The sequence below is a fragment of the Achromobacter sp. 46006 genome, from assembly GCF_059761975.1.
Genome location: NZ_JCBANN010000005.1, coordinates 130,780 through 151,607, shown reverse-complemented (window position 1 = coordinate 151,607; position 20,828 = coordinate 130,780). Strand labels below are relative to the sequence as shown.

The window sequence follows — 20,828 nt, the reverse complement described above, 5'->3', positions numbered from 1 at the left end:
ATGGCCACCGAATACATCGATACCTACTACAAGCGCACGCTGGGCGATGCGCGGACCTACTACCCGCCGCTGGCCGGCGCGGCCGAGACCGATGTCTGCGTCGTGGGCGGCGGGCTGGCCGGCCTGTCGACCGCGCTGGAGCTGGCCCGGCGCGGCCGTGCGGTGACGCTGCTGGAAGGGCGCCGCATCGCCTGGGGCGCCTCGGGCCGCAACGGCGGCTCGGTGTCGCCGGCATTCTCCGCGGGCGCCGACGCCATCCGCAGGCACGTCGACGAAGACCACTATCGCCAGCTCTATCGGCTGTCGATGGAAGGGGTGGAGATCATCCGCGACAACATCCGCGATCTGCGCATCGCCGACGCCCACAAGGTCGACGGCCGCCTGCGGGTGGTGCGCTACGAGGCCAGCGAGGCGCTGCGGCGCCATTGCGAGGACCAGCGGCGCGATTTCGGCCGCGATGTGCGCCTGCTGGACCGCGCCGAAGTGCGCGAACGGCTGCTGTCGGACGCCTATTTCCAGGGAATCGAGGACCGCTCTTCATTTCACTTCCATCCGCTCAACTACGCCCGCGCCCTGGCCCGCGAATGCGCGCGGCTGGGGGTACGCATCCACGAGGATTCGCCCGTCAGCGAGGCCCGCTTCGAGGGGCCGTCGCGGCAACTGCGGACCGCCACCGGGCAGGTCGACGCCCGCACCGTGGTGCTGGCCACCGGCGGCTACACCGGCGACGTGGTGCCGGCGCTGCGCCGCGCCATGCTGCCCATCGCCACCTACATCATGCTGACCGAGCCGCTGGGTGAGCGGGTGCGCGATGCCATCCGCACCCCCGCCGCCATCGGCGACGACCGCCGCGCCGGCAACTACTACCGGGTGCTCGATGGCGGGCGCATCGGCTGGGGCAGTAGAATCACCACCCGTGTCGACGACCCGCCCGACCTGGCCGAGTCCCTGCGCCGCGAATTGCTCAGTGTCTACCCCCAGTTGCAGGGCCTGCGCGTCGAGACCGCGTGGTCCGGACGCATGGCCTATGCGCGGCACCTGATGCCGCAGATCGGCAGGCTGGCGCCCGATGTCTGGTATTGCACGGCCTTCGGCGGTCATGGCATGAACACCACCGCCATCGGCGGGCGCGTCGTGGCCGAGGGGATCAGCGGCGACAGCCAGCGCTACCGGCTGTTCGAGCCGTTCGGGCTGGCCTGGAACGGCGGGGCGCTGGGCACGGCGGCGGTTCAACTCACATATTGGTCTTACCAGGCGCGCGATTGGTGGCGGGAGCGGCAGTCGCGGGCATGACAGGGTGTACAGATGCAAGGCAACAAACAGAGCGTGTTGGCACAAAGGCTGCGAGCCCTGCGCCAGGCGCGCGATTGGACGCTCAAGCAGGCGGCGCAGGCCACCGGCGTATCCGCGTCCACGCTCTCGAAAATCGAGAACGGCCTGCTCTCGCCCACCTATGACAACCTGATCAAGATCGCCGCGGGCCTGGACCTGGACGTGGCCGAGCTGTTCACCGCCTCTGACGCCCATATGGGCACCGGCCGCCGCAGCCTCAGCCGCCAGGGCGAGGGACGCCAGTACGAAACCCCGTATTACGACCACCGCCTGCTCTGCACCGCGCTGTCGCACAAGCGCATGATGCCGTTCCACACCCGCATCAAGGCCCGTTCCTTCGACGAGTTCCAGGACTGGAGCCGCCATGGCGGGGAGGAATTCGTCTACGTGCTGGAGGGCGAGGTCGAGCTGTACACCGAGTTCTACGAGCCGGCGCGCCTGAAAGCGGGCGAAAGCTTCTATATCGACAGCCGCATGGGCCACCGGGTGATCAGCCTGAGCAAGCAGGACGCGCTGGTGCTGTGGGTGTCGACCCACGCCGACCTGGGCGAGACGTAGGGCGCGCCTTCGCCCGATAAACCGGGCCGGCCGCGCCGACGGGGCCACGGCCGCGCCGCAACAGGGTAAAATGCGCCGCCCGGCTCCGATCCGGGCAGCCACACACCGCGCGGCAGTAGCTCAGTTGGATAGAGCACGGGCCTTCTAAGCCTGAGGTCGGGGGTTCGATCCCCTCCTGCCGCGCCAGGATAGCTTGTGGAATCAAACGATTGCGCGGATTTGTGGCTGGCGCCCACGGCACCATCCCGGTCCACGGTAGTCGCCACTTCGGGACCATCTGTCAATTCACCCGGTGATTCCAGTGACCACTCCAGACTCATCGCCGCAGGAACTGGCGGAACTCGAGCGCAGACATGCGCGGCTGACGCGCGAATTGAACGACCTGCTTCACGCCAGCCAACGGAGCCGGCGAACCATGCGCTACCTGCTGGCGCTGGCTTTGCTATTGGGCGGCGGCGCTTCGCTCTGGCTGCTCGTTTCGGTGTGCCAAATGGTCGCGCAGGGGGCCGTCGTTGAATGTGCGCGCATGTCCTCGATAGATTGCCGCCGAGTGGGCGCCACCGAGGGCGCTTATTGGCTGGCATTGTTCGTTCGCATTTTTATGCTCGCGCTGGCCGGCAGTGCCTCGGTATTTGCGGCGTTGATGATGCGGACAATGCTCAAGCCTGCGCCCGACGTGGATGCCATGCGAGCCCGCTTACAGCGTCTGGAAGCGTTGATCGCGCAGACCCGGCAGGCACGCGCGGCAAGCTTCCCCATGCCCTGAGCCGTGTTAACGCGGGCCTTCCAGGCCTTGGGGGGGCCAGGACGATCCGCTCCCGCCACGCCGCCATACAGGCAGTAACGACTGCTGGAGCCCGGTTGCATGGATCGGCAATACACTGCGCCCATCTCTGACTTGGTTTATTGAATGATGAAAATTCTCTGTAGCCTTGCCCTGTTGGCTTGCCTGCTGACGGGATGCGCCGTGTACACGCCGGATGGCGCGGTGGTGATCGATCCTCATCGCGGCGGTGGCGGCGGCGGGTTCTGTCCGCCGGGCCAGGCGAAGAAGGGCAATTGCTGACAGTGGATGGAGTGCGCTCCCGGTGAGCGCTCTTTCATGGCGGGTGCGTTTGCCGCGCGGCCGGCCGGTAAGCGTTCATGATCGCGAGGCCGATCCTGGGCTGGGTGGCCCTCGGCGTCGCCGGCAGGTACATCGCGCTGTCCGGCCTGGGCGCGTGCCTTCGTTGGAGCTGGCGGCCGAGGCGCTCGGCCGCCAGGTCGAGGAACTGCACGAAACGCTGGCCACCGCGGGCCATTTCCTGGTGGGCCAGCATGCCGCGGCGGCGCTTTTCCACCATTACATCGGCCGCGACAATACGCCGGCGCGCAGGTTGCCGGGCCGGCGCTGACCGTTCCCCCGGCGTAAATATTGCCGCTGTATGTATATCCTGCCATCGGGTCGCGTGGGCCTTGTGCCCCACAGCCCTGGCGGAAGCGGGAACGGCGGTTGCTGCCTTGCGGGTTCCATACGGACCTATGCAAGGAGCTACCTCATGAATACTGTTTCCAAAGACATGCAGGAATGTATCGATGCCTGCCTGAACTGCTATCGCACCTGCCTGCGGGAAGCAATGGGGCACTGCCTGGAGACGGGCGGCGAGCATGTCGCGCCGGCCCATTTTCGCGGCATGATGGCCTGCGCCGAGATATGTCGTGCCTCGGCGCACACCATGCTGCTGGGCGCGCAGAACCATGCCCAGGTATGCCGGGCTTGCGCCGCGCTGTGCCGGGATTGCGCGGCCAGTTGCGAGCGCATCGATGGCATGCAGGATTGCGCGCAAGTCTGCCAGGCATGCGCGCAGGCGTGCGAACGTATGGCGGGGTGATGTCTGCCTCGCTTGCTGCCGACGCGACCCGCGCGCTGACATGACGGTGGATGCCACAGCGGCGCATTGGCCGGTTGGCCACGCTTGATCGGATGACGGGACGCCGCTGTGGCGAAAGCCAGGCAGCAAATGGCGTGCCCGCCACTAAGAGCAAGAGCGCCATCGCTATCCCGGCGCCAAGTACGCCGCCGCGCGCCAGCGCTCAGGCCGGCGCCAGCGCGCGGCGATAGGCGGCCAGGGTCCGTTCCATCTGGCTCGCCAGGCGGAAGTTGGCTTGTGCATAGCCTCGGGCTCGCGCCACCACCGCTGCGGCAGCCGCCGGATCGGCGCGGATTGCCTGGATGCGCTCGGCGAAGCCGTCGATGTCGCCGGGTTGGGCCAGCCAGCCGGTGGCGCCCGGTGTGACGATCTCGGGCAAACCGCCGACCTGGCTGGCCACCACCGGGCAACCCGACGCGAAAGACTCCGGCACCACGCGCGACCAGGCCTCGGTGGCCGAAGGCACCAGCAATACATCGGCGGCATGGAGCATGTCGGCTACGTCGTCGCGATGGCCCGCGAAGACTACATGTGCGCAGATGCCGAGCTGAACGGCCTGGGCGCGCAGTTCGGCGGCGTAAGCCCGGGTGTCGGCCGTCGCCGTGCCCACCACCAGTGCGCTGGCCGGCACGGCCTGGCGGCGCAGCCGCTGCACCACGCGCAGCAGGTCGGATTGGCGCTTCTCGGGGCGCAGCATGCCGATGGTGGCGACCACATACGCGTCCGGGGCCAGGCCCAGTTCGCGCCGCACGCGCTGGCGCGCGGCGGGTTTGTCGCCGGCGTGGAAGAAGGCGTCGTCCGCCCATTCGCCCACCACGCTGATGCCATCCGCGCGGGCCAGGCGGGCGTGCAGCAGGGCCTTGCGGCCGGCATCGCTGGTGGCGATCACGTGGTCGCAGCCCAGCTTCCACTCCAGGCGGCGGCGCGCGCTGGTGGGCATGGGTTTGGCGAAATGCCGCGTGCGCACCACGGCGCACAGGTCGCGGCACAGGGCGCCGGTCTTGCCGTCGGCGCGGCCGTGGCTGTCGATCACGTCGATGTGCAGGCGGCGCACGGCGCGGCGCAGCCGCCAGAGCGTGGCGGGCGAGTAGGGCGAGTCGAAGTCGATGTCCACGGTGGCGATGCCGCGCTGGCGCGCCGCCAGACTGATCGCGCTGCCGGGCGGCGCGGCGATGGCGGTGTCATGGCCGTGGCGGGTCAGCCAGTGGGCCTGTTCCAGGGTGCGGAATTCGAGTCCGCCCAGGTTTCTTTCGCCAAGGGTGTGCAGGATGCGCATGATGCAGGTGAGGGTGGGAACTTAGGCGGCGGCGCGCGGCGTCCCCGCCAGCGCGCGCACACAGGCTTGCAGGACCTGGTCCGGGGCGATGGCATTGATGCCATCGCGCGGTTGGCGCGGCACTACGGCAACGGCATGGCGCCGGCGCCAGAACCATTCGGGGTTGGGCTGGTTGAAGATGCCGACATACGGCACGCCGGTGGCCTGCGCCACGTGCGACGGGCCGCAATCGTTGGCGACCACCAGGCGCGCGCCCAGCATGATCGCGCTCAGCTCGGCCAGCGGCCGGCAATAGGCAACCTGGATGTCGGCGCGCCGCAGGGCCGTCAGCTCGGCGTGCTCGCGCGCTTCCTGCCGGCCCAGGGCGAAGGTGTAGCGGGTATCGTGGCCCAGCAGCGTCTTGAGGCGGTCGGCCAGGCGCAGGTAGTTCGCCACGCTCCAGCGCTTGAATGGTCCGGCGCCGCCGCCGGGAAGAAACACCACGTCGGCGCGGCCATCGACCCGCCGATGCGCGCGGGCCAGTTCGGCGAAGCAGCGGCGCGCGCTGTCTTCGGCACCCAGGGGCCGGTAGGCGGCCAGCAGACGCAAGTTGGCCAGGCCGATGTATTCGGCTTCGTCCTTGCGGTGGCAGTGGGTCCAGACCACGTCGCTCAAGCGCGCGTTGCGAAAACCCAGGCGAACGGCCGGCAGGCGCAGCAGATTGATCAGGCCGAAGCGCTCGCTGCTGTGATGCAGGTTCACCGACATCTGCGTCCTGGCGCTCAGGCTGCGCGTGTAGTCGAGCAGCGTACGCACGCGCTGGAATTCGTCGACCCAGGGCAGGGCGTGGTAGATCGGGCCGACGTCGTCGCGCGCGACAACCTTGATCCGCTTCGTGGGCCACCAGGCCTTGAGCTGGTACAAGGTGGCGAAGGCGACGATCTGGTCGCCCAACTGGGGCTGGCTTCTGACGTAGACGACAATGTCCGACACGCGACCTCTCCTGTGCGGGCCTGGGGAATGGCCACGCAATCTACGGGAGAGCGCGGAAAATTCTTTTTCGATAGATTGAAAGAATGTGAAGATTGGGCCGGTGCGGCTTAAAGGATTTACACACTCGGCCCTGCCATCTAGGGCAGGCGGGCGCTGGCGATGCGGGAAGGGCCGCCCCGACGCCCCGTGCGGCGGCCTCGGCACGGCCTGGAACAGGGCCGTACAAGATTCTCGATGTATGGACTCAGGCGGCGTTTGTTGCCATACTCATCGATTGAATTCTTGTCCACGCATTGCGGCGTTCCCGGCGCAATAGAATCCATGCATAACGACGACGTATATGCGTCCTGGCCCTTGACTTTCGTGCGTGGCGCGGGTCCCCGCTACCGCCAGATCGCCGATTTCATCGCGAGCGCCGTGGCCGCCAACCGCATGCAGCCGGGCGACCGCCTGCCGCCGCAGCGGCGCCTGGCGCAGCACCTGGGGGTGGACCTGACCACCGTGACGCGCGCCTACGCCGAGGCCGGCCAGCGCGGCCTGATCGAGGCGCGTGGGCCGCAGGGCACCTTCATCGCGCGTCCGGCCGAGCAGCCACTGCAGCAGATGCTGGACCTGGGTATGAACATGCCGCCGCTGCCATTGGGTTGCGATCTGCAGGACCTGCTGCGGCGCGGCCTGGCCAAGGTCATGGAAAGGCATGAAGTCGGCGTGATGATGACCTATCACCAGGCTGGCGGTGGCTTGGCCGAACGCGAGGCCGGCGCGCAGTGGCTGGCGCAGTCGGTCGGTCGGGTCGACCCCGAGCGCGTGCTGGTCTGTCCCGGCGCGCAGGCCGCGCTGGCCGCGGTGATGCTGGCCTATAGCCGGCCAGGCGACGGCATCATCGCCGAACCCCTGGTGTATCCGGGCCTGCTGACCGCCGCCCGGCAACTGGGCCGCCGCCTGCTGGTGGCCGAGGCCGACGCCGATGGCATGACGCCCGCGGGGCTGGAACGCGCCTGCCGCGACGGCGGCCGGCTGGTCTACCTGAACCCCACGCTGCAGAATCCCACCGCCCACACCATGAGCGCGGCGCGCCGCCATGATCTGGTGCGCTCGGCTGCGGCCTGCGGCGTGCGCATCATCGAAGACGATCCCTATTCGCTGTTCCTTGACGACGCGCCGCCGGCGCTGGCCAGCCTGGCGCCGGCCTCGGTGTTCCATATCGCCACGCTGGCCAAGACGCTGACCCCCGGGCTGCGCACCGCGTTCGTGCTGGGCCCCGACCAGGACAGTCGGCGCAACGTGCTGGCGGCGATGCGTTCGTTCGCCGTGATGGCCGCGCCGCTGATGGGCATGCTGACCACGCACTGGATCGCCAGCGGCGCGGCGCGCCAGATCCTGGACGGCGTACGCGCCGAAGCCCTGGCGCGCCAGCAGTTGGCGCGCCAGTTGCTGCCCGGACCGTTCCCGGCCGCGGCGGCGGGCATTCATCTGTGGCAGCCGCTGTCCGATGGCTGGACCGCGGCCGACCTGGAACGGGTGGCGCGCGACGAGGGGCTGAGCGTCACCTCGTCGGAGGTTTTCCACCAGGGCCTGGGCGCGCCCAACGCCATCCGCATCTCGCTCGGCAGCATTCCCGAACGCCAGGCCCTGGCGCAGGCGCTGGAGCGCTTGGCCGGCCTGGTGCGGCGGCGTCCGCACGGCTTGCGCGACGTGATCGTCTGAGCCCAGGCCGTAATATGGCGGCTGTGCCCGCCCCACCGTGACGCTTCATGCTGTTCGAGACTTTCCACTCCCTGCAGGACACCCTGGTGGGATTCGCCCGCGCCCACGCCGCCTGGCTGGCGCCGCTGGGCTTCGCATTTGCCTTCCTGAAGTCGCTGCCCTTGGTGGCGCTGGTGATCCCCGGCACGGCGTTGCTGCTGTCGATCGGCGCCATCCTGGGGTTGGGAGACAGCGCGTTCGTGCCGGTGTGGCTGGCCATTGCCATCGGCGCGGCGCTGGGCGACTGGGTGCAATTCGCCTGCGGCGTGCGCTTCGGGCCCGGCCTGATGCGATCGAAGCCGCTGCGCACGCGCCCGCGGCTCCTGCATCGCAGCACCCTGTTCATCCAGAAATGGGGCGCTCTCAGTATCGTGCTGTGCCGCTTTTTCGGTCCGCTGCGCGCCACCGTGCCGATGATCGCCGGCATCTGCGGCATGCGTGTCGCGGCATTCCAGATCGCCAACTGGGCCTCGGCCTTCCTGTGGGCGGCGGCGCTGCTGCTGCCTGGGTGGTGGGGCACGCGCGCATTGCTGTGAACACGGCCCGCCGGCGGCGGGGGCCGAGACGTCGCCCGCGAGCCCGCTTCAATGCGGGGCGGGCACTTCCCGCACTTCCCAGCCTTCCTCGCGTGCCAGGAAATCCTGCAGCGAATCGACCGTCACGGCCTTGATACGGCCCGCGTACCGCAGGTCGTCAGGATGATCGTCAAAGGCGACGTTTGCCTTGAACATGCGCCCGCCCAGGCGTGTCAAAGCACCGATCTGCAGTTCCGAAGGTTGATAACCCTTCAGTTTCAGCCATGCCTGAGCCTGCTCTCGAGTACGGATGGCGGCGTCCTTGGCGTGTACGCCGGCGAGGGTTTCCAGCACCCAGGCATTGGAGTTCTGATAACGCGTGGAAAATGGAAACGCAATCATGTTGTAGCGCGGATCGAACAGGGATCGCAGGGCCTGCGGTTGGTGGATTCGCATGAGCAAGGCATCGGCGATCGGCTTCGGAGGAATGAGCAATAGCGTGTCAAACTTGAACAGATCGTCCAGGAAGAAGTTTGCCAATCCCTCATACCAGAGGTCGGATTGCGCTGTGCCGCATTCATTGAGCAGGTGGGCGATGCGCCATGGTGCGCCGGCTTGGTCGCGGTAGGCGAAGCCGGCATGGCTATAGCGTAGGTGATACTCGGACAGATCCTGGCCCATCCGTCCCAACACCACGACGTTTACCGGAAGCTTGTCCAGAATGGCGGATATACGTTGCGCGGTATCCATGGCGGTGATCAGGGTGCTGGCGTTGAGGGCGGTGTCGGCGCAACCCTGACCGGCCAAGGCCGGCGTGGTCGGCATGCCGCAGAGCGCGCCGCAGGCGGCAACGGCGCACAACACCCGGCGGATACGGGAGGCGGGGATATTGTTCATCCGGGCACCCGTTCATGATGCAGCAAGGCCTGGCCCAGTGTATTGGGGATGAATGCCAGGACTTTGCCCGAAGCCAGCAGCACGGCGCCGGTCGAGGCCGCTACTGCCTGCACGGCGGTGCCCGTCGAGATGGCCAGGCCGCGCATCGCGGAGGTGGCGACATGTACCGATAGCTTGGCGGCGCCGTTGGCGGCATCAAGGATGATCTCCGTGGTGTCGGCCGAAAGCTGCGCGATGCCGGTCACGACAAATGAGGTGCCCGTGGCGGCAAGCGCGGCTCCCAGGCTTGCGTCGCCGTCGGCGCTGCCGACGACACTTGCCGCGGGCGAAGCCAGGATGGATACCGTGCCCAGAGACAAGTTCTGCGAAGCGTTTTGGGAGCCGACGGATTGCGAGTGCGCCACGGTGGCGCCCATCAGCAGGGCGAGTCCCAACATGGGGGCGCCGAGGCGGGATAACGGAATGGAATGCATGGAGCCTCTTGGAACTTGCCTGGGAGTGGGCGCATTTATGGAAAACTCCGACAAGCATATTTTGGGAGGCGGGCACGGTAAATTAGATAAGTCCGATATTCAGAGCGCGGCGTTCAATCTGAATTTATGAAAGCCGAAGCGAGGCGTCGGCGTTGACGGCCTAAGGCGCCGGGCCGCAGCGGTACTTGCACCTCTCCCGCCTCGCCACCCGCGCGATCGCCAGTCCCAGGCCGGTGCCGCCGCGGTTGCGCGAGCCAGAACGGCCGCAGCACCGCCTGCAGTTCCTGCTTCGCACGTCGCTGGGGCCAATTGAATCCGCTGTGTCGGATCGGCGCCTTTGCCCCGATCCGCCTACGTGCCGGCCAGCGCCAGCATCAACAACGCGCCCAGCAGCGCCGGCGGCATCACCCAGGCGCCCAGCTTGAGAAAGCGCAACGCGCCGACGTGCTGGCCCTCGCGCCGCACGGCGATCAGCCACAGCAGCGTGGCCAGCGAACCGGTGATCGACAGATTGGGGCCCAGATCCACGCCGATCAGCAGCGCACCGGCGGTCTGCGCCGGCAGGTCGGCGATCTGGCCGACCGAGCCGGCGATCAGTCCGGCCGGCAGGTTGTTGATGAGATTGCTGGCCAGCGCCGCCACGATGCCGGCGCCCCACAGCGCGCCGCCTGCCGAGTCGCTCGCCAGTCGTAGCAACGCCCGCGCCAGGGCGTCGATGGCGCCGCTCAGCGCCAGGCCCTCGACCAGCACGAACAGGCCCGCCACCATCGGCAGCACGCCCCAGGCCACGTGGCGCAGCACCGGCAGCGGGCTGAGCCGCTGCTTCAGGTGGATCAGCCCGGCGGTGGCCAGGCCGGCGATGAAGGTCGGCAGGCCCAGGTCGGCGTGCAGGGCCGAGGCCAGCATCAGCACCAGCGCGGTCAGCAGGATGCCGATGCCGGTCAGGCGCGCGCCCGCGGCCAGCGGTTGCGGCACGATGTCGGTGCGCAACGGCTGGCGCAGCGCCTCGCGCTGGCTGAAGCGCAGGGCCAGGTAGGTCAGGCCGATGGCCGCCAGCGACGGCAGCGTGAAGCGTTGCAGCCAGTCCAGCAGCGGCGGCATCTGGCTGCCGTACACCACCAGGTTGGCGGGATTGGAGATCGGCAGCACGAAGCTGGCGGCGTTGGCGATGAAGGCGCAGATGAACAGATAGGGCAGCGGCCGCGCGCCGGCGGCGCGTGCCGCGGCGTACACCGCCGGCGTCAGCACCACGGCGGTGGCGTCATTCGACAGGAACACGGTGACCAGGATTCCCACCAGGAACACCAGGTCGAACAGCCGCCCCGCCGACCCGCGCGCATGGCGCGCCGCCACCATCGCCAGCCAGTCGAACAGCCCCTGCTGGCGCGCCAGCTCGGCCAGCACCATCATGCCGATCAGGAACAGGTAGACATCCAACCCCTTGCCGACCGCGCCCAGCGCTGCCTGCCAGGGGATCAGCCCGGCAGCCGTCAGCAGCAGGGCGGCGCCGCCGGCCCACGCGTACTCGGGCACGCGCCAGGGGCGCAGCAGGATGCCGACGATCGCCACGGCGGAAATAGTCCAGAGGGCGAGGGAAGAGGCGGGAACGGGCATGAGCGGCGGCGACGAGAATCCAGGGCGGAAAGCATTATCGCCGGTTCGGCGCTCCGGCTGCCCGGCTGGGTGAGCCGTCCGGTCGGCCGCGCGGCCCGCGTTCCCGCAGGCAGGGAGGCGCCAGCCGGCGCCCCTACTGGATCTGCAAGGTGTACATCGCCTGGCCGCGCACCAGCGTCAGCAGCAGCGGCTGGCCCGGCGCCGCGCCGCCCAGCAGGCCGCGCAAGTCGGCCAGCCGGCTGACCGGGCGCCGGTTGACGCCGATGACGATGTCGCCGCGCCGCATCCGCGCCGCCACCAGCCCGCGCTCGGGGTAGGTGGCGCTGACCGCCACGCCATCGTTGCCCTTCAGTCGCTGCTCGCGGCCGATCTCGGTGAATTCCACACCGTTCAGGCGCGCGTCCAGCGAGCCGCCATGCAGCCGTTCGTTCTTCTCGGGTTCGATGCGTAGCGTCACCTCCGAGCGCTGGCCGCCGCGGGCCAGCGTCAGCCGCACCTGCTTGCCCACCGGCAACAAGCCCTCGGCGTTGCGCAATTGGGCGCTGGTGGCGATGGGCTTGCCGTCCAGCGCCAGCACCCGGTCGCGCGCCTGCACCCCGGCCTGTTGCGCCGGCGAGCCATCCGCCACCCGCGCCACCACCACGCCGCTGGCGTCCGGCGCCACGCCCAGTTGGCGCGCATTGCGCGGCGTGATGTCGATGGTGTCCAGCCCCAGGCCGCCGCGCTGCACCTGGCCGTGTTGCAGCAACTGGCGCATGACTTCGCCCGCCAGGTTCGACGGGATCGCGAAACCGATGCCCACGTTGCCGCCTGACGGCGTATAGATCATGGTGTTGATGCCGACCAGTTCGCCGTTCAGGTTGACCAGCGCGCCGCCGGAATTGCCCGGGTTGATGGAAGCGTCGGTCTGGATGAAGTTCTGGTAGCCGGCGGCTCGCAGGCTGGACCGCTCCAGTGCCGACACGATGCCAGACGAGGCCGATTGGCCCAGGCCGTAGGGGTCGCCGATGGCGACCACGAAATCGCCCACCCGCAGGTCGCTGGAATCGGACAGGGTCAGGGCCTGCAACCTGTCGGCCGGAATGCGCAGCACCGCCAGGTCGGTGTCCGGATCGCTGCCGACCACGGTGGCGGTGAAGCTGCGGCCGTCCTGCAGCGACACGCGGATGGAGGTGGCGCCGCGCACGACATGGTGATTGGTCAGGATGTTGCCCTGGGCCGCGTCGACGATCACGCCCGAGCCGATGCTCTGGCGGCCGGCGCCGCGCGCCTGGCCGAAGCCGCCCGCCTGGCCGCCGTCGCCCTGGGCGGAAATGTTCACCACTGCCGGCGTCACGCGTTCGAGCATCGGCGCCAGCGACGGCAGGGCCTGGCCGTCCACCGCCATGGGCAGGGCGGCGCGCGCGCCGGCGCACGGGAAGAGTGGGGTCGCCAGGGTGGCGGCGAGCGCAACGGCGGACAAGAATCGGTTCATAGGGGCCTTCGGGGTTCTGCGCCGCAGTATCGCCGCGCCCGGCGTCGCCCATATGACCGATCAAGCCCCTTTCCGGCGGCGTGTTCCGCCGCCGGGCGAACAGGCCCTAGAAGCCGACCGCCTGCCCGTCGCGGCGCGAATCGGACGCAGCGACATAGCCGCCCTGCGGCAGGCGGCAGATCAACTGCGCCGAACCGAATTCCAGGCTGTCGGCCGCCGCCACCGCCACGTTGTGGCCGCGCTGGCGCAGCGTGTCGACCACGTCGGCGGGCAGGTGCGATTCGACATTGACCACCGGCCCCTTTTCCACGCGGAAGCGCGGCGCGTCGCTCATGGCCTGCGGGTTCTGGCCGAAGGCCGCCAGGCGCGTCACCATTTGCAAATGGCCCTGCGCCTGCATCGAGCCGCCCATCACGCCGAACGCCATGACGGGCTCGCCGCCGCGCGTGACAAACGCCGGGATGATGGTGTGCATCGGCTTCTTGCGCGGCGCTACCTGATTGGCGTGGCCCGGCGTCAGCACGAAGTTCAGGCCGCGGTTGTGCAGGCTGATGCCGGTGTCCGGTACCACCACGCCTGAACCGAAGCCATGGTAGTTGGATTGGATGAACGACACCATGGTGCCGCCCGCGTCGGCCGTGGTCAGGTAGACCGTGCCGCCGCTGGCGGGCGTGCCGGCCACTGGCACGGCGGCGCGGTCCATCGAGATCAGCTTGGCGCGCTCGGCCAGGTAGGCTGGATCGAGCAGTGCGCGGGCATCGGTGCGCATGTGGCGCGGATCGGCCACATGGTGGTGCAGGTCGGCGAAGGCCAGCTTCATGGCCTCGATGCTGACGTGGTAGTAGTCGGCGCTGTCGCGGCCCATCGACTCTAGGTCGAAGCGTTCCAGCATGCCCAGCGCCATCAGCGCCGAAATGCCCTGGCCGTTGGGCGGGATCTCGTGCAGTTCATAATCGCGGAACGATTGCGAGATCGGCGCCACCCATTCGGGCCGGTGCTCGGCCAGGTCGGCCGCGCTCAGGGCGCCGCCGGTGCGCGCCGCGAAGTCGGCGATCCTGCCGGCCAGCGCGCCGTGATAGAAGCTGTCGCCGCCGCTTTCGGCGATCTCGCGCAAAGTGCGCGCCTGCGCCGGAAAGCGCCACCATTCGCCTGCCTGCGGCGCCCGGCCTTGTGGCAGGAAGGCCTCGGCGAAGCCCGGTTCCTGCGCCAGCTTGGGCGCCTGCGTGGCCCATTGGCGGGCGATGGTGGGGCTGACCGCGAAGCCTTCCTCGGCATAGGCGATGGCCGGTTCGAACAGTTTGGCGAACGGCAGCTTGCCGAAACGTTCTGACAGCGCCTTCCAGCCCGCCACCTGGCCGGGCACGGTGACCGTGCCCCAGCCGGTGCCCGGCATTGCGTCGCGGCCGGCAAAGTATTCCGGCGTCCATGCCGCTGGCGCGCAGCCGCTGGAGTTCAGGCCATGCAGCCGCCCTTCGTGCCACACCAGCGCGAACATATCGCCGCCGATGCCGTTCATCACGGGCTCGACCACGGTCAGTGCGATAGCGGTGGCGATGGCGCTGTCCACGGCATTGCCGCCGGCCAGCAGCATGCGCAGCCCGGCCTGGGCCGCCAGCGGCTGGCTGGTGGCGACCGCGTTGGCGGCCAGCACCGGCATTTTTCGGGAAGCGTACGGAAAAGACCAATCGAAGGGGGAGGACATGGTGGCGTGCAGACTCGTTGGAAAATTACTGCGGCGAGATGCCGGCCTGGTCGATCAGGCGCTTGGTGCGCGGAATCTCGGTTTTGATGAAGGCGGCGAATTCCTCGCGGCTGCCGCCGCGCGGTTCGGCGCCGGCTTCGGCCAGCTTACCGCGCAACGCGGGATCCGCAAGCACCTTGTTGACGGCGCGGTTGAGCTTGTCCAGGATCGGCGCGGGCGTGCCTTGCGGCGCCACCAGCCCGTACCAGGGCGCGATGTCGTAGCCGGCGTAGCCCTGCTCGGCGATGGTGGGAATGTCCGGCGCCAGCGCCGAGCGCTGCGAGTTCGACATGCCCAGCGCCAGCAGCGTGCCGCTCTTGACCTGCGGCAGGCCGGTCATGATGGTGTCGAAGTACATCGACACCTGGCCGCTCAGCAGCGCCGGAATGGCTTCGCCGGCGCCCTTGTAGGGCACGTGCAGGATGTCGATGCCGGCCACCGACTTGAGCATCTCGCCCGCCATGTGGGAGGTGGTGCCGGTGCCGAACGAGGCATAGGTCAGTTTGCCCGGATTGGCGCGGGCGTAGGCGATCATCTCGGGCAAGGTCTTGAACGGCTGCTGCGGGTTGGCCAGCAGGATGTTGGGCGTGTACGCCACCAGCGACACCAGTTCGAAGGCGTCCGGGTCATAGGCCAGGCGCTTTTGCAGGAAGCGGTTGGTGACGATGGCGGCGGGGCCGCCCATCAGCAGCGTATAGCCGTCGGCCGCCGAACGCGCCACCGAGGCGCTGCCGATCGCGGCGGCTGCGCCGGGACGGGCTTCGATCACGAACGGTTGGCCCAACTCGGTCGACAGGGCCGCGCCCAGTTGGCGCGAGATCAGGTCGGTGGCCGAGCCGGCCTGGAACGGCACGACGATGCGCACCGGATGTTGCGGCCAATCGGTGGCCTGGGCGCCGGCTTGCGCGGCGAAGGTCAGGGCGGCGGCGCCGGCCAGGGCGCGGATGAAGCGGAAAGGCATGGATTCCCCTTGAATGCGTTGTATCGACGCGGTGCGTCGAGGCGTTGTGCCGTGAAGGCGGTGGCGCCGGGCGGGTCTATTGCCCGTTGCGGCGCCGGCCGACGCGCACGGCCGGCGCGTCAGTCTTGAATTTGACGCGAGCATGGCCGGCACGGCCATTGGTGTTTGCATCCATGGATCATTGGATCCAATTTGTGTTATTTTTGCGTTTATCTATCATGGCGGCTTTGAAACCCCGGGGACGAGAATGCTGCAGTATCAGAAGACAGCCGTCAGCGCCGAAGAAGAGGCTTACCTGCATTTGCAGCGCGAGATCCGGCTGGGCAACTACCCGCCCGGCCACCGCCTGGTGCCCGAACTCATCGCCAGCGACATCGGCACCAGCCGCATGCCGGTGCGCGGCGCGCTGCGCCGCCTGGCTTCCGAAGGCCTGGTCGAAATCCGCGCCAATCGCGGCGCCGTGGTGCGCGGCCTGAACCAGCAGGAAATGCGCGAAGTCTTCGAAATGCGTTCCGTGCTCGAAGGGCTGGCCGTGCGCAATGCCGTGCGCCACATGGGCGCCGAGCACATCCGCCGCCTGGCCGGCATGCTGGATCAACTGGAGCAGGGCCTGGGCGACTACCTCGACTGGACCAGCGCCCATCGCGATTTCCACGAATACCTGTGCAGCTTCTGCCAGCAGCCACGGCTGCTGCGGCAGATTTCCGAATTGCATTCGGTGGTCGAGCCCTACATGCGCCTGTGGGCGGCCCAACCCGGCCGCGTGCTGCGGGTGCGCGAATCGCACCAGGAACTGATCGACGCGCTGCTCACCGGCGACCCGGACCGAAGCGAAGCCGCCATGCGCCAGCACGTGCTCAACACCGTGCCAGCCTTGCAGGCATTCCTGGAACAGGCGCGCTGAGGCGGGCGCGGGCCGCTTGCCGGACGGCTCAAGTCTCGCCCTGCGCCGTCCGGCGCCTGAACTTGATCTCGCTGGCCAGCACCCCGGTCAGCGGCATCAACGCGAACGACGCCGGCGCCAGGGCGGCTTCCCGGCGCGACATGGCAAACATCGATTCGGATTTCATGGCGGACTTCGGGTGTGACGGCTGCGAGCAATATACGCGCCCGGAGTAATATGGCGCGTCCGGCGGCCGGCTTCCGTCTCCTCGCATCCCCGATGCCCGTGTGCCGAAGCGCCCCGGCGCGACAAGAAAACACAAGGAGACAGGCAAGTGGACAAGCAAGCATCGGGCGGCTGGTATTTCGGCTGGAACATCGTCGGCGCCGCCACCGTGCTGACCCTGCTCACGGTAGGGTTGCGCATGGGCATCGGGCCGTTCTTCCTGCCCATGGCGGACGGGCTGGGCTTCTCGCGCAGCCTGCTGTCGGGCATCGTCGCGGTCGGCATGCTGTGCTACGGCCTGGGCATGCCGCTGGCCGGCTACCTGGTCAGCACGCGCGGCACCCGTTTCGTGCTGCTCACCGGCACCGCCATCGTGGTGGCCGCGTCCATCTGGACCGTGTACGCGCGCGGCCCCGTCGAATTCCTGCTGGCTTTCGGCGTGGCGTTGTCGATCGGCCTGGCCTTCACCAGCCCGGTGGCGCTGACGCCCGTCATCAGCCGCTGGTTCACGCGCCAGCGCGGCATGGCGCTGTTCTTCCTGTCCACCGGTTCCATGGCCGGCATCGCCCTGATGACGCCCACGCTCACGTTCGCCATCAGCGCGGTCGGCTGGCGCGAAACCCTGTTGGCCTTCGCCGCCCTGTTCGCCCTGTTGACCGTGCCGGTGGCGCTGTTCGTGATGCGCGACCAGGCGCCCGAGCACACCGACCTGTTGCCGCACCAGATCGTCGAAAAAAAATCCGGCGCGCGGCCCGCCGCCAAAAGTCCGGCGCCGCGCATCCAGGACGCCGTTCGCACGCTGCCGTTCTGGCAGGTGGCGCTGGGCCTGTTCGCCTGCGGCTTCAGCATGAACCTGCTCGGCACGCATGGCATGCCCATGCTGATGGACCACGGCTTCGATGCCACCACCAGCTCGCTGGGCATCGGCCTGATCGGCCTGGTCGCCATTTTCAGCACCCTGGTGCTGGGCCGCCTGTCCGACCAGGTCGAGCGCCGCAACATCCTGGCCGCCATCTATCTTGTGCGCGGGCTTGGTTTTTTCGCGCTGGTCATGGTGGGCGCGCATTGGGAACTGTATGCCGCGGCCACCATCGGCGGCGTGGTCTGGGCCGGCAGCATCGCGCTGTCGTCCGCCATCCTGGCGGATGTCTATGGCGTGCGATTGGTGGGGGTGCTGTACGGGCTGACCTACCTGGGCCACCAGGTTGGCGGCATGATCAGCTCCTGGCTGGGCGGCTGGGCCTTCGAAACCTTCCATACCCACTGGGTGGCGTTCGGCGCGGCCGGCGCCCTGCTGTTGCTGGCCGCCGCCATATCCCTGCAACTGCCGCGGCGCGGCGCCTTGCGCGCCATGCCGGCGATGGCGGCGGGCGGACGTTGAGGCCGCACCGCCGCGCGCCTCAGCGGTCCTTCAGCAGCGACACCAGTTCCGGCACGTAGCGTTCGCCGCCGCCCTGGTTGACGGCCTGGTCGTAGGTATGCAGCACCGCGGCGCCGATCTCGCGCACCGCGCCGGTCTCGGCCGCCATGGTGTTGTAGTAGGACAGGTCCTTCTGCGCGTTCGACATGAAAAAGCGCAGCGACGATGGGTCCTGCTCCAGCAGGTATGGCTTGAGGCGCTCCAGCGCCACGCCGCCGCCGCCGCCTTTGGTCAGCACCTCGGCGAACACCGCCGGGTCGATGTCGGCGCGCAGTGCGCAGGCGGCGGCCTCGGCCAGCAGCGCGATCGCGCCCAGCGACACATAGTTGTGCAGCAGCTTCATGCGGTGGCCCGCGCCCACCGGGCCGGCATGCGCGATGTTCTCGGCAAAGCACGCCAGGATCGGCCGGCATTCCTCGAACAGCGCGGCATCGCCGCCCACCAGCAGATTGAGCCGGCCTTCGGCGGCTTCCTTGGGGGTGCGGGTCATGGGGGCATCCAGGAAGCGGCCGCCCTTCTCGATGACCGCCTCGGCCACCTTGGCGGTGGAGGAGGGGATGGCGGTCGAGCAATCGATGATCACCGTGCCGGGGCGCAGTCCTTCCAGCACGCCGCCGGGCGACAACAGCACCGCCTCGACCTGCGGACTGCCGGTGACGCACAGGATGATCAGGTCCGACTGCGCCGCCAGCGTCGCGCCATCCGCACAACTGGTGGCGCCTGCCGCCTTGAGCGCGTCCAGCGGCTGGTTGCCCGGATGTTCCAGCACGGTCAGCGTATGACCGTGCTTGACCAGATTGCTGGCGATGCCGTGGCCCATCAGGCCGATACCCACCATACCGATTTTTGCCATCTTGCACTGCTCCTGCCACATGGGGCTGTTTGTTATGGCATAAATCTTACTCTCAGATCCGCGCCGATCCCGTGGCCGCACCGCCATGGCGCACGGGCGGCGCGACAGGGCCGGCGTCATGGACGGTGCCGCTGACCCGCCCGGGCGCCGGCCCGCGCCCGTCAGACGATGCGGATGCTCAGTTCGGGCAAGCCGTCCACGTGCGCCACAATCACATCGTCGCGCACCACCGGCCCCACGTTCTCCGGCGTGCCCGAGTAAATCAGGTCGCCCGGAAACAGCTCAAAGGCCTGCGACAGCCGCGCGATCTGCTCGGCCACGGACCAGATCATGTGCGACAGCGTCGCCTGCTGCTTGCGTTCGCCGTTGACGGCCAGCCAGATCTCGCCTTCGTGGTAGTGGCCGGTCTGTCCGACCGGATGGATCGGACCGATCGGCGCCGCATGATCGAAGCTCTTGCCGATCTCCCACGGCTTCTTCTGGTCGCCCATGCCGCGCTGCAGGTCGCGCCGCGTCATGTCCAGCCCCAGCGCGTAGCCATAGACGCAGTCGAGCGCCTTTTCGACCGGAATGTCGCGCCCGCCCCGCGACAAGGCCGCCACTAGTTCCACCTCGTAGTGGTAGTTCTGCGTCAACGGCGGATAGGGATGATCGGCCACCGTATCCGGCAATACCACCTGAATCGCATCCGTCGGCTTCTGGAAGAAGAACGGCGGTTCGCGGCTGGGGTCCGAACCCATCTCGATGGCGTGCGCGGCGTAGTTGCGGCCGATGCAGTAGATGCGGCGCACCGGAAAGCGCAGGTCGCTGCCGGCGATCGGCACGGTGGTCTGCGCAACGGCAAATGGGGTCTGGACGGCTTGGGTCATCGCGGGGCTCCTGAAGGTTGCGAGGTTCACGGCCAGCTTAGGCCCGCGCCGCCCGTCCCGCCTGGAGACGATTACGCAATCCGTGGACGATTCCGCGCATTTGGCGCCGGGTCCTTCCCCGCCCCCAGCCGCGCATCCGGCGGCGCGTCGGCATGGCCACCGCGTTGGCGCTCGCGATAAGCGGTCGGGCTGACGCCTTCCAGTTGGCGGAACCGGCGCGAAAAATACGCCTCGTCGGCAAAGCCGGCGGCATGCGCCACCTGCGCCACCGTGCGCGCCGTATGCGCCAGCAGATCGCGCGCCAGCGCCATGCGGCGCTCGGCCACCAGTTCGGTGAAGGTCTTGCCGGTTTCCTTCTTGAGCAGGTGCGCCAGGTAATTGGGCGACAGGAAGGCCGCCGCCGCCGCGTCGTTCAGCGTCAGGTTGCCGGCCAGGTGCGCGCCGATGTGCGCCAGCACCCGCCGCACGCTCTCGCGCCGGCTGCTGCCGGCGTGATGGCGCGCCAGGTGCAGCAGATCGGCCTCGTAGCGTCCGCAGACCAGCGCGATCAATTGCAGCAGCAGTCCGCGGATCGCCGTCGATGAACCGAAACCGCGTCGCCGGTTCTCCGCCATCAGGCGCGCGATCAGCGTTTCGGCCTCGCCCAGGCCTTCTGCTTCCAACTCGAAATCCAGGTACTCCTGGAACAGGAACGGCGCCAGCGCCGGCGCCTGCGATACTGGCACGTCCTCCAGGTCCAGCGCATCCACCGCCAGTTCGGGCCACAGGAAACGCTGCGCGAAATTGATGATGACGTAGCGCGCGCCCGGCGGGTGCGGCACCAGGTGCACCCGGTAGGGCAGCACGAAACTCACGCCGCCCCGAGGAAACGGCCGCGTGGTGCCGCTGATGGTCTGGCGCGTGTCGCCCTCCAGATTCACCTGGATCTGGAAATACTCGTGGCGGTGCGGCTGCTCCAGCGGCTCGCGCACCTGCTGCGCGCGGATATCGAAATCGAAGTGGTCCGCGCGCTCGGCCATGCCGTAGGTTTTGATGCGGTTCATGCGGGGGACGGCCAGACGGTGAAAGACATGGGAAGAATGTAGCGCCGGCGCGACGGCGGCGCCAGT

At 68.5% G+C, this 20,828-nt stretch carries 21 protein-coding genes and 1 tRNA gene; 10 read left to right on the top strand and 12 right to left on the bottom strand.

What is annotated here, in order from left to right; translation table 11 throughout:
• The 6 genes from AC6LKG_RS04830 to AC6LKG_RS04805 all read left to right on the top strand — a co-directional run bounded on the left by AC6LKG_RS04830 (nt 1) and on the right by AC6LKG_RS04805 (nt 3,761).
• Complete coding sequence (locus tag AC6LKG_RS04830; protein ID WP_498163126.1) at nt 1–1,293, top strand: NAD(P)/FAD-dependent oxidoreductase; 1,293 nt, start codon at nt 1–3, stop codon at nt 1,291–1,293.
• Nucleotides 1,294–1,305: 12 nt separating this feature from the next.
• Complete coding sequence (locus tag AC6LKG_RS04825; protein WP_498163125.1) at nt 1,306–1,890, top strand: helix-turn-helix domain-containing protein; 585 nt, start codon at nt 1,306–1,308, stop codon at nt 1,888–1,890.
• Nucleotides 1,891–1,999: 109 nt separating this feature from the next.
• Nucleotides 2,000–2,076, top strand: a tRNA-Arg gene (locus AC6LKG_RS04820).
• Between the two features lie 115 nt (nt 2,077–2,191).
• On the top strand, nt 2,192–2,656 hold the full coding sequence (locus AC6LKG_RS04815; RefSeq protein ID WP_498163123.1) for a hypothetical protein: 465 nt from the start codon (nt 2,192–2,194) through the stop codon (nt 2,654–2,656).
• 454 nt (nt 2,657–3,110) lie between these two features.
• Nucleotides 3,111–3,284: a cytochrome b gene (locus AC6LKG_RS04810; protein WP_498163122.1), complete on the top strand. Its 174-nt coding sequence runs from the start codon at nt 3,111–3,113 to the stop codon at nt 3,282–3,284.
• Between the two features lie 144 nt (nt 3,285–3,428).
• Nucleotides 3,429–3,761, top strand: a complete 333-nt coding sequence (locus tag AC6LKG_RS04805; protein ID WP_498163120.1) for a four-helix bundle copper-binding protein — start codon at nt 3,429–3,431, stop codon at nt 3,759–3,761.
• 202 nt (nt 3,762–3,963) lie between these two features.
• On the opposite strand, the gene AC6LKG_RS04800 is transcribed toward AC6LKG_RS04805, so the two are convergent.
• Nucleotides 3,964–5,076 (bottom strand): glycosyltransferase family 4 protein, encoded by a 1,113-nt coding sequence (locus tag AC6LKG_RS04800; protein ID WP_498163119.1) that lies wholly within the window; start codon nt 5,074–5,076, stop codon nt 3,964–3,966.
• 21 nt (nt 5,077–5,097) lie between these two features.
• Nucleotides 5,098–6,048, bottom strand: coding sequence for a glycosyltransferase family 9 protein (locus tag AC6LKG_RS04795; RefSeq protein ID WP_498163118.1), 951 nt, complete (start codon nt 6,046–6,048; stop codon nt 5,098–5,100).
• A gap of 321 nt (nt 6,049–6,369) precedes the next feature.
• Here AC6LKG_RS04795 and AC6LKG_RS04790 point away from each other — a divergent pair, with 321 nt between their 5' ends.
• Both AC6LKG_RS04790 and AC6LKG_RS04785 read left to right on the top strand, forming a co-directional pair.
• The gene (locus tag AC6LKG_RS04790) at nt 6,370–7,755 is read left to right on the top strand and encodes an aminotransferase-like domain-containing protein (protein WP_498163116.1); all 1,386 of its coding nucleotides are present in this window, start codon (nt 6,370–6,372) and stop codon (nt 7,753–7,755) included.
• A gap of 47 nt (nt 7,756–7,802) precedes the next feature.
• The gene (locus AC6LKG_RS04785) at nt 7,803–8,330 is read left to right on the top strand and encodes a DedA family protein (protein ID WP_498163114.1); all 528 of its coding nucleotides are present in this window, start codon (nt 7,803–7,805) and stop codon (nt 8,328–8,330) included.
• Between the two features lie 48 nt (nt 8,331–8,378).
• Here the strand turns inward: AC6LKG_RS04785 and AC6LKG_RS04780 are convergent, their stop codons facing one another.
• The 6 genes from AC6LKG_RS04780 to AC6LKG_RS04755 all read right to left on the bottom strand — a co-directional run bounded on the left by AC6LKG_RS04780 (nt 8,379) and on the right by AC6LKG_RS04755 (nt 15,469).
• On the bottom strand, nt 8,379–9,206 hold the full coding sequence (locus AC6LKG_RS04780; protein WP_498163113.1) for a DUF2145 domain-containing protein: 828 nt from the start codon (nt 9,204–9,206) through the stop codon (nt 8,379–8,381).
• The gene (locus AC6LKG_RS04775) at nt 9,203–9,643 is read right to left on the bottom strand and encodes a hypothetical protein (RefSeq protein ID WP_498163111.1); all 441 of its coding nucleotides are present in this window, start codon (nt 9,641–9,643) and stop codon (nt 9,203–9,205) included. The genes AC6LKG_RS04780 and AC6LKG_RS04775 overlap by 4 nt, the downstream gene beginning before the upstream one ends.
• A gap of 387 nt (nt 9,644–10,030) precedes the next feature.
• Nucleotides 10,031–11,293, bottom strand: coding sequence for an arsenic transporter (locus AC6LKG_RS04770; RefSeq protein WP_498163109.1), 1,263 nt, complete (start codon nt 11,291–11,293; stop codon nt 10,031–10,033).
• A 133-nt stretch (nt 11,294–11,426) separates the two neighbouring features.
• Nucleotides 11,427–12,767: a trypsin-like peptidase domain-containing protein gene (locus tag AC6LKG_RS04765; RefSeq protein WP_498163107.1), complete on the bottom strand. Its 1,341-nt coding sequence runs from the start codon at nt 12,765–12,767 to the stop codon at nt 11,427–11,429.
• A 106-nt stretch (nt 12,768–12,873) separates the two neighbouring features.
• Entirely contained in the window at nt 12,874–14,469 is a 1,596-nt protein-coding gene (gene ggt / locus AC6LKG_RS04760) for a gamma-glutamyltransferase (protein WP_498163105.1), read from the bottom strand.
• Nucleotides 14,470–14,494: 25 nt separating this feature from the next.
• Entirely contained in the window at nt 14,495–15,469 is a 975-nt protein-coding gene (locus AC6LKG_RS04755) for a Bug family tripartite tricarboxylate transporter substrate binding protein (protein ID WP_498163103.1), read from the bottom strand.
• A gap of 247 nt (nt 15,470–15,716) precedes the next feature.
• On the opposite strand from AC6LKG_RS04755, the gene AC6LKG_RS04750 reads away from it, so the two are divergent.
• Nucleotides 15,717–16,373, top strand: a complete 657-nt coding sequence (locus AC6LKG_RS04750) for a GntR family transcriptional regulator (RefSeq protein WP_498163101.1) — start codon at nt 15,717–15,719, stop codon at nt 16,371–16,373.
• A gap of 28 nt (nt 16,374–16,401) precedes the next feature.
• Here the strand turns inward: AC6LKG_RS04750 and AC6LKG_RS04745 are convergent, their stop codons facing one another.
• Complete coding sequence (locus AC6LKG_RS04745) at nt 16,402–16,539, bottom strand: hypothetical protein (protein WP_498163100.1); 138 nt, start codon at nt 16,537–16,539, stop codon at nt 16,402–16,404.
• 147 nt (nt 16,540–16,686) lie between these two features.
• Here AC6LKG_RS04745 and AC6LKG_RS04740 point away from each other — a divergent pair, with 147 nt between their 5' ends.
• A complete protein-coding gene (locus tag AC6LKG_RS04740) occupies nt 16,687–17,958 on the top strand; it encodes an MFS transporter (RefSeq protein WP_498163098.1) in 1,272 nt (423 codons plus the stop codon).
• A gap of 19 nt (nt 17,959–17,977) precedes the next feature.
• Here AC6LKG_RS04740 and AC6LKG_RS04735 read toward each other — a convergent pair whose 3' ends face one another.
• The 3 genes from AC6LKG_RS04735 to AC6LKG_RS04725 form a co-directional block, all read right to left on the bottom strand.
• Nucleotides 17,978–18,850 carry an NAD(P)-dependent oxidoreductase gene (locus tag AC6LKG_RS04735; protein ID WP_498163097.1) on the bottom strand — a complete coding sequence of 291 codons (873 nt, stop codon included), beginning with the start codon at nt 18,848–18,850 and terminating at the stop codon, nt 17,978–17,980.
• A gap of 161 nt (nt 18,851–19,011) precedes the next feature.
• On the bottom strand, nt 19,012–19,719 hold the full coding sequence (locus AC6LKG_RS04730) for a fumarylacetoacetate hydrolase family protein (protein WP_498163096.1): 708 nt from the start codon (nt 19,717–19,719) through the stop codon (nt 19,012–19,014).
• A gap of 71 nt (nt 19,720–19,790) precedes the next feature.
• Nucleotides 19,791–20,762, bottom strand: coding sequence for a helix-turn-helix transcriptional regulator (locus tag AC6LKG_RS04725; RefSeq protein WP_498163094.1), 972 nt, complete (start codon nt 20,760–20,762; stop codon nt 19,791–19,793).
• Between the last annotated feature and the right edge of the window lie 66 nt (nt 20,763–20,828).